At 42.0% G+C, this 12427-nt stretch carries 17 protein-coding genes and 1 pseudogene; 6 read left to right on the forward strand and 12 right to left on the reverse strand.

Annotated elements, in window-relative coordinates; genetic code table 11:
* Positions 1–76: 76 nt before the first annotated feature.
* The 10 genes and pseudogenes from GNF10_RS30170 to GNF10_RS30215 form a co-directional block, all read right to left on the reverse strand.
* Positions 77–676: an alpha-ketoglutarate-dependent dioxygenase AlkB gene (locus GNF10_RS30170; RefSeq protein WP_185582459.1), complete on the reverse strand. Its 600-nt coding sequence runs from the start codon at positions 674–676 to the stop codon at positions 77–79.
* Positions 677–746: 70 nt separating this feature from the next.
* Entirely contained in the window at positions 747–1025 is a 279-nt protein-coding gene (locus tag GNF10_RS30175; protein ID WP_185582457.1) for a hypothetical protein, read from the reverse strand.
* A gap of 26 nt (positions 1026–1051) precedes the next feature.
* Positions 1052–1858, reverse strand: coding sequence for a KilA-N domain-containing protein (locus GNF10_RS30180; RefSeq protein WP_185607320.1), 807 nt, complete (start codon positions 1856–1858; stop codon positions 1052–1054).
* A gap of 34 nt (positions 1859–1892) precedes the next feature.
* Positions 1893–2351, reverse strand: a complete 459-nt coding sequence (locus GNF10_RS30185) for a DUF1392 domain-containing protein (RefSeq protein WP_185582455.1) — start codon at positions 2349–2351, stop codon at positions 1893–1895.
* The gene (locus tag GNF10_RS30190; protein ID WP_185582454.1) at positions 2348–2746 is read right to left on the reverse strand and encodes a helix-turn-helix domain-containing protein; all 399 of its coding nucleotides are present in this window, start codon (positions 2744–2746) and stop codon (positions 2348–2350) included. The genes GNF10_RS30185 and GNF10_RS30190 overlap by 4 nt, the downstream gene beginning before the upstream one ends.
* Before the next feature lie 52 nt (positions 2747–2798).
* Positions 2799–3089: pseudogene (locus GNF10_RS30195) on the reverse strand (hypothetical protein); the annotation flags it as partial.
* A gap of 112 nt (positions 3090–3201) precedes the next feature.
* Positions 3202–3579, reverse strand: a complete 378-nt coding sequence (locus tag GNF10_RS30200; protein ID WP_185582497.1) for a hypothetical protein — start codon at positions 3577–3579, stop codon at positions 3202–3204.
* A gap of 25 nt (positions 3580–3604) precedes the next feature.
* Complete coding sequence (locus tag GNF10_RS30205) at positions 3605–3805, reverse strand: hypothetical protein (protein ID WP_185582453.1); 201 nt, start codon at positions 3803–3805, stop codon at positions 3605–3607.
* Positions 3798–4124 carry a hypothetical protein gene (locus GNF10_RS30210; protein ID WP_185582452.1) on the reverse strand — a complete coding sequence of 109 codons (327 nt, stop codon included), beginning with the start codon at positions 4122–4124 and terminating at the stop codon, positions 3798–3800. The genes GNF10_RS30205 and GNF10_RS30210 overlap by 8 nt, the downstream gene beginning before the upstream one ends.
* A 106-nt stretch (positions 4125–4230) precedes the next feature.
* Positions 4231–5118, reverse strand: a complete 888-nt coding sequence (locus GNF10_RS30215; RefSeq protein WP_185607321.1) for a hypothetical protein — start codon at positions 5116–5118, stop codon at positions 4231–4233.
* A 172-nt stretch (positions 5119–5290) separates the two neighbouring features.
* Here GNF10_RS30215 and GNF10_RS30220 point away from each other — a divergent pair, with 172 nt between their 5' ends.
* From GNF10_RS30220 to GNF10_RS30230, 3 genes are all read left to right on the forward strand, one after another.
* A complete protein-coding gene (locus GNF10_RS30220) occupies positions 5291–5524 on the forward strand; it encodes a RodZ family helix-turn-helix domain-containing protein (RefSeq protein WP_100904288.1) in 234 nt (77 codons plus the stop codon).
* Between the two features lie 108 nt (positions 5525–5632).
* Complete coding sequence (locus GNF10_RS30225; protein WP_185582342.1) at positions 5633–6601, forward strand: hypothetical protein; 969 nt, start codon at positions 5633–5635, stop codon at positions 6599–6601.
* A gap of 108 nt (positions 6602–6709) precedes the next feature.
* Positions 6710–7462, forward strand: coding sequence for a DNA-binding response regulator (locus GNF10_RS30230; RefSeq protein WP_185582343.1), 753 nt, complete (start codon positions 6710–6712; stop codon positions 7460–7462).
* A gap of 147 nt (positions 7463–7609) precedes the next feature.
* On the opposite strand, the gene GNF10_RS30235 is transcribed toward GNF10_RS30230, so the two are convergent.
* On the reverse strand, positions 7610–9202 hold the full coding sequence (locus GNF10_RS30235; protein ID WP_185582344.1) for an alkaline phosphatase: 1593 nt from the start codon (positions 9200–9202) through the stop codon (positions 7610–7612).
* Between the two features lie 520 nt (positions 9203–9722).
* Here GNF10_RS30235 and GNF10_RS39355 point away from each other — a divergent pair.
* The 3 genes from GNF10_RS39355 to GNF10_RS39005 all read left to right on the forward strand — a co-directional run bounded on the left by GNF10_RS39355 (position 9723) and on the right by GNF10_RS39005 (position 11065).
* Positions 9723–10031 (forward strand): DDE transposase family protein, encoded by a 309-nt coding sequence (locus GNF10_RS39355; RefSeq protein ID WP_311774238.1) that lies wholly within the window; start codon positions 9723–9725, stop codon positions 10029–10031.
* 80 nt (positions 10032–10111) lie between these two features.
* Positions 10112–10630: a transposase family protein gene (locus GNF10_RS39360; protein ID WP_311774239.1), complete on the forward strand. Its 519-nt coding sequence runs from the start codon at positions 10112–10114 to the stop codon at positions 10628–10630.
* 309 nt (positions 10631–10939) lie between these two features.
* Positions 10940–11065: a hypothetical protein gene (locus tag GNF10_RS39005; RefSeq protein ID WP_260445984.1), complete on the forward strand. Its 126-nt coding sequence runs from the start codon at positions 10940–10942 to the stop codon at positions 11063–11065.
* Between the two features lie 56 nt (positions 11066–11121).
* On the opposite strand, the gene GNF10_RS30245 is transcribed toward GNF10_RS39005, so the two are convergent.
* Positions 11122–12378 carry a Na/Pi cotransporter family protein gene (locus GNF10_RS30245; RefSeq protein WP_185582345.1) on the reverse strand — a complete coding sequence of 419 codons (1257 nt, stop codon included), beginning with the start codon at positions 12376–12378 and terminating at the stop codon, positions 11122–11124.
* Positions 12379–12427 lie beyond the last annotated feature (49 nt).

Genomic DNA, 12427 nt, shown 5'->3' on the forward strand with positions numbered 1-12427 from the left:
GAATCTGATATAGAATCAGGGTTGACAGCTTTTTTGAAGTGCTATTGTTTCTCTGCTCAGATTGAAAAAATCAGAATCATCTCCCCGCTCCGGTATGTGGTCGGAAGGTCAAATTAATTCGCGTGCTAACAACTTTGTTGGTTTTGGGGACTTGGTGCAGATGAGTAGACTGACAACCGGGGTGCATCACAAGCAAACTCCCGTGTTCCAGCCAGAAATCAGTAGGTTTGCCATCTCTCGGTTTAATTTGAAACTTGCGACATGACCCCAAGCTGACTGATGCAATCGCCGGGTTAAGTCCCATCGATGGTTCGTTGTCTGCGTGCCAACCAATCGAATCCTGTCCACTGCGGTATTGATTGCCGATGACTATGCGGAACTTATAGCCAGTTAGCGCAGTGATTCTGTCCCGCAAGTTAGACAGAGGTTCTGTCCAAGTCAGGGGTTTTAAAAATACGCTGTTGGAGTAGAGATAATCACAGCCTGTATCACCGTAAAGACATTCAAGACGGGGAACGGGCATTGTTTTACCCGCGATCCTGATTTGATTCTGCTGCCACTCCAGTTTCAAGCAGTGTTGGTAGAGTTCGTTTGCCTGTTCAAGGCTTAAGAAATCGGGGTAGTAGGTGATAGGTAAAACTGGGGTTGATTCCTGAAACAAATTGAGTTGTTGCATGGTACTTTTCTCCCACTAAAGAATGTGTAAATGAAGGAATTGCTGTTAGTTTTGGTTGATGGAGAAGATTTCATGTTTCTTGAGATATCTGCTCCCAATACTCAACAACAAAATCATGGGCTTGCTGTAACACTTGAGGGAGTAAAAATAAGGGGACTTCCCAAGCCGCAATCACACTACCGGCAAAACATTCTGCAAGTTCAACCCGAATACACTCTGGTAAATTGCTCTCTAAAAACTTGAGTGAATGATCCTCGTTTTCTGGTAGTTGAACAAAAAAATAATCGTCGTGCATGATATCGGCAACCAGACCGTATTTTTCTGCCAAGGTTTTTCGTAAAGTGTTCATAACGAAAGGTTGAGTTAGGTAGGGAATTATTGAGAGATGATTTTTACTATTTCGGGCAACCACCGCAGTTGAAAAACAGTTTGGTTTGAGGATTTGGCGACTGCGGGAACCATGCGACCCCATTGCTTACCAGATTCAGTAGGACGATAGGGAATTTTCTTGTCATCAGTTCTGTATTGCAGTCCAGAATTTAGTAAGCAGTGGTTAACAGCCCGTGCAGACATTCCTACTACCTCACCAATTTGTGTTGGGTTGAGAAATGCGTCCTCTGCAACATTGGTTTGAGCAATCGCAATCTTGAGTTCATCGGCTGCTGGCTTAAGTGCGGGGTTAACTTTGGTGGCGGCATTGACTGCTAACTGGGCAGTGAGGGATTTGTCTAGTCCAGCAAATTCCCCCAACATCATTGCCAACTGTGCGGCTTCGTGGGATGGGGCTAATGTATGTGGATGTGGTGGTTCTTGCTGTTTTAGTGGCTCTACTTGGGTTGAGAGCATCACTTTCATTAAAGTTCTATTAGCCCAGATGCGGAATTCGACAGAAACCCACCGAGCTAAATCAATGGCGATTTCTGGGTGAATCCAAGTGCTTTGTTCACTTCCATATCCCTGGATATCTATCACCAATAACGATATGAGGATCTTCATATCGTTAGAAAGTGCTTGCAAATACTGCTTTGTAGACTTGAGCTTCGTGTAATCAGCTAAGAATTTCCCGTTAGCTTTGCACATTTGACTTGCATTCACATAGCCCTTGGGTACAGCATATTTACCTATTTCCCCATCTTGAGGCATTTGATTAATTTCTGAGTTGTGCCAAAAATGTGTCAACATGATTCATTCCCTGGGTATTGAACAAATAATTGATTCAGGCATTCACTCGCACAAAACTTTTCTCACCAACCAGTGAGAAACGATTCGATATAGTTGGTGTCTGAATTAACGTTGGCGACATCAATTCAACAAGGTAAAACCAAGATTTATGCACCAGCGCAATCCCCAGAATCAGCCGTTGCTTTGTTCCCTTGTCATGAGAGCAGAGGATCACTCTTTCACCCAAAACAAAAGCAGGTTTTTGCACAGTGATGCTTTCTAACTCTCCAGTGCCGATGATTTGGTTTTGTGTGGCGTGGAGTATTTCTTTACCGCAATCAATTGAATAGATCCAACATTCATGTTTCCATTGCATACCGCAGCAGTAACCAAATGTTCTTGTTGTGCGGAGAAAAACTCTCTCTAGTAAATTAACTGCAACAGGCGGAATTGTTTGTCCCCAAGGCGGGGAGAGATACCAACTTGTTTTCAGTGCATTAATATGGTCAATCATGCTTGTTTCCCTAATAGGTAATTAATCGCTTCAACATCAAGAGCAGCAATACGTTTTTTAATGGATTGTGGGGGATTGTCAAAAAACTGTTTTAAATCCCATTTCCGAATTTGGTAATGTCTGGCAGAGCGTCTTGTAGCTTTGAGCCATCCTCTTTTTACCCACCTTGTAACAGTTGAGAAATTCAATTGAAGAACTTGAGCAATTTCTTTGCAAGAATAGTTATCAAGAGTAGGACGGGCTGAATAACCTAAGTTGTTTAACTTCAGGTAAATTGCAAATGGTGTGCGTTGATATCCTCGCCTTTTTAGGATTGAAGCTATTTGTTTGATTGTATAGATTTCAGCTTTTGTCTCAATAATTATGAGTTCTTCACCAGTCCATTTGATACTCATCTGATTACCTCTCCTATTTGTGCAGATTTAGTAGAAGAATGTTCTGATAAAAAAGGAAGCTTTTAGCAAAATTGGTTTCAATGCCAGTTCTCACTACATAAAGTTCATCAGCACTGACAACAATATCCAGCTTCAAGTTGTCCTTGCCTTTAAACTCTTTAGTCGTTAGGCGGAGTTCAGACAAATATCCAGTTAATGCTCTCTGGGCAACAGGGATTTTCTTCTCCTGGCTGATATTGAACTTGTACCAAACGAAAGATTCTCCATCTACTTCACCCTGATTGACATATAAATAGATGGGTTCGGGAGGGTTGCATAAACCTAGTTTAATTTCAGTAAGCATATTTTGCTGGGGTGTGTGATAATTAGTGGTTTGTAACGTAAACTTTCAGTGCTTTACGATTGCTTGAAGAAAAGCTGATATTTAAGCAATCGCTTTTTTACTAAACAGAAAGTTATCGATTCCGCTCTAACTCCCATTGCAGATAAGTCAAAGCAGTTTGAGCATCAGCAATGTTTAAATCTGGCTGATACCCTGCTGACAAGAGTTTTTTGTAATCTGGGTGCGTAGCAATCTGGGATATCAAATTTTGGGCTTGTTCAACTAAGTAGTGCAGATTTGGGTTAGACATCTCAATGCCAAGCCGTGAACATAAATCCTCCGCTTTTACACCGAATGTTCCTGGCTCAATCTCCGTCGCTAACTCTTCAAGCAGAGATTGAAAGCTCGGGTGTTCATCGTTAATTTCAACCTCAAATAAATCTGCGCTCTTTGTAACGAGAGTTGCCCAATCGGGTAAAGTCTGTGGAATGGTTTTTGCGTAAAGTTTCATGATTGTGTCTTCTGGGATTAACAACCTAAAAATCCTCGGCAATCTCCAACAAAAAACCGCGTCCCGTGTTCTGTACTTGCACCAGTTCTTTATCCAGTAGTGTTTGAATGACTGAATCAGAGAATTGGAACTGAAGCCGATGCAATGGAACACAACCGCCACAAAGCCGAATCGAACGCAGCAAATGATTAGCTCTACGGTCAAAACTGTTTGTAGAATCAGCCATTGTTTGCACCCTTAGTTAATGCGGTTAACTGTCGGTTGAGAATGCTTATCTGCTGTTGATAAAAGTCAATCTCTGCGGTAATTCGTGTGAACAATTCCTGCGGAGATAACGGTTGGATTTGATTCTCTTGCAAGTACGATATCTCGTCGGAATTCTTATTAGGCATTAATACATAACGCCATCCTTCATCAAATTGTTCAGCTAATTCTGTACCAGAGGGATAGTAGTAAAGTCCTAGAATCAAGCCTTGTTGTGTACGCTGATCCAAAGCAAAGCGAGGGTAGCCCCAGTGTTGGGGAATGGATATTGTGGGTTGCATTGATTTAATGGGGATTGGTGAATAAATAATTAGGTAAAGGGAAAGGAATGAAGAAATTTACCTTTACCCCTTCCCCTTTACCCTTTTCCCAGGCGAAGCCTACTCCTTACGCTGTGACTAACTCCGTTCTCTCCAGCAGCCGTTGCAATTTATCGCCAGTTAGCTGTTCTAACGGCTGATCTAAAAAATATTCATCAAAAATGGATTTACCATCGGTAGACACATCCACCATCGACAGCGATCGCACAGCATCAAGCACGGAGTTAGAATACTGTTGCTGGACTGAATAACGCCTCTTCACCCACCAGTTCCCGTCAGTGCATCCGACTTGCCCCAGTTTCACGCCGTTGTTGTTGTAAATGCCATCATCGAGAATTTCAAACCCGTAATTCTCGCACTCGTTGAAGATATGCGCCATGATTTGGTTTTCAGTAGAAGAGGAAGGCATGGGGGCAGAGGCGCAGAGGGGCAGAGGAGAAAGTTGTTGTAAGTTTTTCCCCTCTGCACCCCTGCTCCCCTGCACCTCTGCTTCTTGGACAGGTAATGAGCCGTCTTTGTAGTGAGTGCAGATGAAGCGATCGCAACGCATTAGAGTGTTGGCACGAAATATTTCTTTACCGTTGACCATTACTACCCAGCGTTGCGTTAAGTGGTTGTCGTCATGGCTAATGCTGGCTATCAGTTTGTCATCAGCGTAATATTCGTGATCAGAAAAGGAGATTTCGACTATTCTGAGCGGTTCGGGAGCGATCGCTTGGGCTTGGTCAGTGATGTAGTTGTCGAGTTCGGCTTGGGCGAGGGCTTGTTCGTCGGGAGCAGCAGGGGCGATTTTCTGAATCTTGGTGGCTTGATAGTTAACAATGGCGGAAATCCACGCATCCTTACAGCGTTTGTCGCTTACTTCGGCTGTGCAGGCGATTTCGCTGTAGATTTGCTTCAGACGGGCAATAGATTTCAGTTGCAGCTGTTGTGCTGTGTAAATAACGTGAGTCATAATTGATAAAGTCTTAATGGACATAGAGAAGCGCTTCAGATTTCCGGTCGGGGGCGCTTTCTCTATATAAATATTGTAGACTGATGGTCTACAGTTGTCAACTGATGCACGACACTATATAGTAAGTGTAGGACGACGTTTTACATTAAAGGAGGTGGTTTAGGTGGATATAGTGAAAATCAGACGCTACACAGACATTGAAATTTCAGGTTTAGGAGGAAAAATTAAACAAGCTAGAAAAGCTGATGGGCGTTCAGTCGAGGTTTTGGCAGGAGAAGCTGATATTAGCCGATCTTACTGGCACGATATTGAGGCAGAACGAATACGAGATGCTTTGCCTGAAGACACATTAAGGAAAATTGAGCGAGTACTTGGTATTGACTTAGGAGTGAAATTCGATGATTAACTACTCCTCTCGCCTTGCCCTTAGTTTTTTAACGAGCGATTGTAGCTCCTGACTACAACCATAAAATTGTTATCTAGTCTGAGAAATACCATTTGAAAGGGTGGAATCATGACTAAACCATCCTCGAACCGCAAAAAAGCCACCTCTGCTGTCTCCAACAATTTACAAGCAACCGCTAGTTCTGCCGAAGACACCTTTGATCCAGAAAATCCTGCTACAGCAACAATTACAGTTACTGCTGCTGAAGTAGAGGAGTTGTCCGAAACGGAACAACGCGATCGCCTTCACCTAGAGCGCCGTGTGGAAAGAGCGTTTTTTGAGGCGGGTAAGGCACTGGCACAATTGCGCGATCGCAGATTGTACCGCTCGACCCACAAGACGTTTGAGGAATATTGCCGTTCTCGGTTTGCCTATACTCACCGCCATGTAAATTATTTAATAGCTGCTTCAAATGTAGTTGACAACATAATAATGGGAACCAATGGTTCCCAAAATGAGATACCGGATGAAAGTTCCCAAAACGAGATATCGGATGAAATGGGAACCAATGGTTCCCAAATTTTGCCTACAACCGAACGCCAAGTTCGACCACTGACTAAGCTAGAACCATCGCAACAGCAGGAAGTATGGCGGCAAGCGGTGGAGCAGGCAGGGGGAAAAGTGCCGCCAGCCAGAATTGTCAAAGATGTGGTGCAGCGCATCATGGAAAGGACGAAAGTACCAAACACATACCAAATTGGCGAAGTCTGCCAAATTCTTGCTAAGGACAATCCCGAACTGAGAGGCAAAGGTGGCTGTTGGGGTATCGTTAACCATGTGGGCGAATTCAGCTGCACTGTAAAACTCTGGGATAGCAAGTACACGGTTGGTTTGCAGTACCTTAAATCTTACAATTACCTGCCTGCCGAGTGTGAGCAGATGCAGGTGATTTGCGATCGCATCAGTCGAGTGTATTCCGATTTGCTTGAGGAGACAGTCAAAAGTCTGTTGCAAGCGTTGGGGAAGGTGAATCGGCCTTATCTTACTGCGGTGGAAGAGAAATTGTTGAAGGTTTTGGAGTCGGAAATTAGAGAATAATGCAACAAAGAAGCAATGCTTTCTGTGATCCGTTGTGGTATTAAATTAATAAAATCTTGCTTTGGTTTAATATTTCTGCTCCCAGTTGTTTGTAGAAAGTAATAATTTATGACAACAACACAACAACAAGAAATAATGGATTTACGGGCATTGAATTTAACACCCAAACAAATAGCCCGAAAATTGGGTATGAAAGTCTCAGAAGTGAATGCAGCGATTCAAAATCAAGCACAGCAAACCACATTAGAGAGGTTGACAAAAGGAGAGCTAGACCCTGTATATCAGTGTTTAGCAAGCGAGAGTCTTATCCAATTGTTACCGAAAATCCCGCCAGAAAACAGCATCAAAAATCTACTGACAAAAATCTTACCTGTAAAAAACAATGACGATATTGATCGCGGTTTAGGATTGGTAGTTATTGCAAGAGTTGCTCGATACAATCAAATCACGGTCTGTAGCTACCTTTTAGATATATGGTGCTTAGGTGTTAAAGATACCATCTCACCACGTACAGTAGACAGGATAAAATTTAAAGAATTTACAGAATCACTATTCGAGCCATTTCCCGGAAAACCACAAGAGGTTCCCCTTGAAGTAGCCCAAGGGATGATATTTAGTGCTTGCGAATATGCAGAAGGCTTAGGGTTTCAACCACACAAAGACTTTTCTAAATCGCGTTCGCATATCGGAGAATGGGATGGAAGAATACGTATTGAATGTGGTCGTGACGGGAAACCATTTTATGTCAATGGTCCCCACGATAACCCGAAAAAGATCATGGAAACATTGAAGAGAAACACAGGTGAAGGTAATTTTGATTTTCTGATTGGTTCAGATCCTATTGAAAAGAATTTTTGGTAAATGTAATTAATTTGATTTTCTGGTGCGTTATTAAAGATGTCATCCAGGTTGGAAATACTCTGTTACTTCATCAGGGAGTAATAGAGTGGGATTACACTTGATTTGCTTTTGCGTATTCAAATATTTGAATACGCAAAAGCTGAAATACTAGTCTAATTTAGCACCTGGATCACCATTCTCAACAACAAAAGAAGCGAAAGTGTATACAGGCGCATCTGGACGACTCACAGTTGTAACAATACGCAGGTCAGTCTGCCAACGCTCATAGTTAAGGTTGACTCGGAAGTAACCTCGGCGATCGCCATCAAAGAACTTAATGTGTGGATTTTCTGGAATCTTCGGGCCGTAGTAGGGGCCGTAGACATTGGCATCACCATTGCTAGTAATTGAGGGAGTGACAAACTCCGTAGCCACCGTTGGAGAGTTAGAAGCCTTAAAGTCAAGCTTGAGGTCATTAACAAATGTAGAATGCCAATCCCCAGTAATCACCACTGGGTTAGAAATCTGGCGGCTGGCGATGTGACTTAAAACACGATTACGTGCAAGGGGATATCCATCCCATGAGTCGTTCCAAAAGATTTCGCCTGGGCCGACTTTATGATCTAGCTCTGCCATCAGCACCTGTTGGGCAAGTATGTTCCAACGTGCTTGAGAACGGTCGAGACTATCCAGCAGCCAGCGCTCCTGTTGAGTACCGAGCATGGTTTTAAATGGATCTAGTGCTGCTGGGCAACGAGGTGTTTCACCGTCACCGCATGGCTGATCGCTCCGATACTGGCGGCTATCAAGTACGTTAAACTCCGCCAGATTACCAAAAGTCAGCCGACGGTAAATCAGCATATCTGGCCCCTGTGGTAGGGAAAATTCTCGCAGTGGCTGATGCTCATAATAAGCCTGATAAGCAGCAGCACGCCTTTTGAGAAACTGTTCGACCGGATCGTTGTTTTCGGAAATGTCATCTGTATAGTCATTTTCAACTTCGTGGTCGTCCCAGGTGACTGTAAAAGGAAATAAGGCGTGAGCTTTTTGTAAATCCGGGTCAGTTTTATATAGGGCATATCGAAGGCGGTATTGCTCCAGCGTATTCGTTTCTTTTCTAAACTCTTCAGGTAAAGAAATGTTGCGTACACCACCTGTAGCAGGGATGCCGTATTCGTAAATATAATCACCCAAGTGAAAAACCAAATCTAAATCTTCTTCAGCTAGGTGACGATAAGCAGAATAGAAACCATCTTCCCATTTTTGGCAAGTAACAAACGCAAAGTTCAACTGATTCAACCTAGTGCCAATCGCTGGAGCAGTACGGGTACGACCAATTGGACTATCTTCATTACCCACTTTAAACTGATACCAGTACCAACGGTTAGGCTGTAAACCACGTACATTTACATGAACAGAATGTGCTAATTCGGGGGTTGCCAATGCCACGCCCCGTAGCACAACTTGTCTCATGTTTTCATCCAAAGCAACTTGCCACCGTACTGGTACATTAAATGGCGGCATACCGCCACCATTTAAGGGATCTGGAGCCAGCCGCGTCCATAGCACTACACTATCTGGTAAGGGATCGCCAGAAGCAACACCAAGGCTGAAGGGATAGGCAGAGAATCTTGAGAGTGCAACAACTTTATGAGTCCAAAGACTAGCAATGACGCAAGCGGTGAATGTACTGGCACCGAGCAGAAAGCGTCGCCGCTTTGTTGTAGTGGATAGCAGTCCCTGAAAATGTACACGCTCCATAAAAGTCCTTGTTGAAATTTCTACAATAAAAGGGAATAAAAAACCTAAATAATAACCATCTAGTTATTAACAAGATTAATTACCAAATTGGGTTTAATTAGGGCTTAAGAAGTTATTAATATTGCAATAATTTATTCACAATCCACAATCAGCCAGTGAACAAGTGGATGAGTGCAAGCAGCCACAGTTATGCTTTTTTTATCAGAGATGGGAATGCCTATTGTTTCAAGCATTTTTGCCATTTATAAAATTGGGGACTAACGCTGTTTACGTAGCAAGTGATACCTGCATTGGGCTATGACGGAGCAGTGAGGTGATTTCCGAAATCTACGTTGTAATTGACTCTGAAAAGAATGGCACTAAGAAAAGGGAAAATCGTTGAGGCAGAAGGGGTGCAGAGGAGCAAAGGAGCAGAGGAGCAGGGGAGAAAGAAGAAGTTTTAGGTATACGAATAGACCTATCCTTAATATAAGCTTTGTGGGATAATCAAAAAATAATTAAGTAATACATGTATTGAATAATGACAAGCCCCTTAGCAAGAATTGAATCACATCCGCAAGAAGCAAAGCGATTAATCGGTATTGATTATGAGCAATTTTTAGCATTAGTAAGTTTGGCGGAAAAACGCCATTTAGAAAAACGTGCAGAAATCGAAAGTAAAAAAACTCGTATTATTGCTCCTGGTGGTGGACGAAAACCGGAAATATCTTCAAAAGAAGGGATCTACTTATGTCTAATTTATCTGCGACAAAAACCAATTTTTGAAATATTAGGCTTACTCTTTGATGTCTCCAAAACAAAAGCTAATGATGCATTAATTATTGGGTAGAAATTTTAAGAGACATCTTACCCGCATCTCAAATAGAAGAAGTAGAAGGAAATAATCAAAAATATCAAGAGTTGCGTCGAATGCTTGGCGAATACGAATTAATTGTAGATAGCGCAGAGCAAGCTATAGAAAGACCTGTGGACTACCAAAAACAGAAACAATACTATTCGGGAAACAAAAAAATGCATACTCTAAAAAACCAGTTTATTGTGCTACCGAATGGTGCAGATATTGTTGATGTATGTATTGGAAAATTAGGTAAAACAAGCGACATAGGTTTATTTCGAGAAACACGACATAAATTCAATGTTGAACAAAAATTTATTGGTGACAAAGCTTACATTGGAGATAATGCAATTACTACACCACATAAAAAACCAAGAAAATCAGAGATTTCAGAATTACAGAAAGAACAGAATAAACAATTATCTTCACGGAGAATTGGTGTTGAACACATGATATGTCGAGTGAAAATATTCCGAGTAGCGAGTGAGAAATTTCGCTTATCTCGTCATCGCTATAATCAGGTAATAATGGCAGTATGTGGACTTGTAAGATTGCGACTTAATTGCTCAGGTTTTTTACCTGTTAATACTTGAGTTGATCTAGGAAAAATAAGTTTTTATTCTTTCTATCTTTTACTTACTAACTGATAATTTAGCTCGACAAATTCCCCAAAGCCTTATTGTTGCGTCCACTAAGCGAGTGCGCTCGCATTCAGTTAAAACTGCTGAAACCATTGTGTAGTAAGTATTTTGCATTCTCGGATAAGTCTAATGGATATTTAGAAATTCCCCTCTGCCCCTTGCACCCCTGCCCCTCTGCAATCCTTACGCTGTATACTCTTCAGCTTAACTTAGTGCCATTCGACTCTGAAAAAATATTGTTGAATTAAACAGGGTGGAATAATGGCTAAACCACCTTCTAGAAGCAAAAAAGACACTTCTCCCGCATCTACCGATTCAACTTCAGTAGCTAACTCTGTAAACAAGAATATCTCCCAAGAAGAAGAGATTGTCGCCCTTGAAGGGTAAAAGTAGCGAGCCTGTCATGAACCGCCACGCATCGGCTGAAAGCCTTTTTGCTGGATTTAACTCTTTACCGATTCAGCCTGCCGATTTTGATTCTTTTTATCTGGAAGTAGCCGTTCCAATCCACGGGCGATTAAGGGTAAAAATCCAATAATTAACGCCACACCTAGCAAGTTGAATATTAACTGTGCATTGGCGATTTGACGAGCAACATTATCCCCTGCCCCCATTAACTGAGAAATCCATTGCGCGAATCCTGCCAATTGAGTGGCAAATACAATTCCTACCGCAGCAGTAGTCAGATTGAAAAGTAAATGAAAGATACCTGTCCGCACTGCTGGACGTTCGCGTCCAAAGGTAGCTACTAATGTGTCAGCACAAGTGCCAACTTCAGCACCCAGCATTAACGCCACGCCAGCAGATAATGAGATTAATCCTTGACTAGCCAGAGTCACAATAATCGCAACGGTGGCAGAGGAAGATTGAACTAAGACTGTAAATAGTGCCCCAATTCCAGCACCTAAAAGTGCGTTATTCCCCAGGGTTTCCATCAATTTTATAAATGGCTGGTAGTCCTTGAAAGGTTCCATTGCGTTTTCAATTGTGTCAAGTCCGAAAAACAATAAACCTATGCCAAGAATAATTAAACCAATTTGTTTCCAAGGTTCTTTTTTACCTAACAAAATTAACAATAAGCCAACGAACATTGCTATTGGGGCATAATCACTAATGTTAAAAGCAACTATTTGAGCGCCGATGGTTGTACCAATATTGGAACCCAAAACCACGCCGAGAGATTCTACAAATGACAATAAACCAGCACTAACCATTGCAATCACAATGATGATTGTTACTGAAGAGGAATCTAATATTGTTGTCGCTACCGTGCCAGTTGCTATTCCAGCGTAGCGATTGGTGGTGAACTTGCTAATTAGTTCTTTGGCACGATCACCTGCGATCGCTTCCAGCCCCTCGGCCATTCGTGTCACACCATACAAAAATAGTACGAGTCCTGCCAGCGCACCCGTGACTATCTTAAAAATATCTAATTTTCCCTCTTCTTCTCCTTTAGACTCAGCACTTTTATCCTGACTATTTTTCTTTTCTTTCCTAGTATCCGGAGATAGTTCGCTGTTTCTCTGTTGTGTTTCTTCTACTCCAGTAGGAGTCTGAGCATTAACGCTAATTTCTAGAGATGGTGCATGAAACCAATGAAAATTATTTCCTAATATAGAAGGAGTAACTAGCAAAGCTGAAACTAGAATACTCAATATGAAACCGTTAAATACTTTTTTGAAGCTTTTTGATAACAACATAATATTCCTCAAAAATCTTTACTAGGATAAGCAAGTATTAGTATTACTT

Source organism: Nostoc sp. UCD121 (assembly GCF_014222285.1).
In the GTDB taxonomy this organism is placed as follows: domain Bacteria; phylum Cyanobacteriota; class Cyanobacteriia; order Cyanobacteriales; family Nostocaceae; genus Nostoc.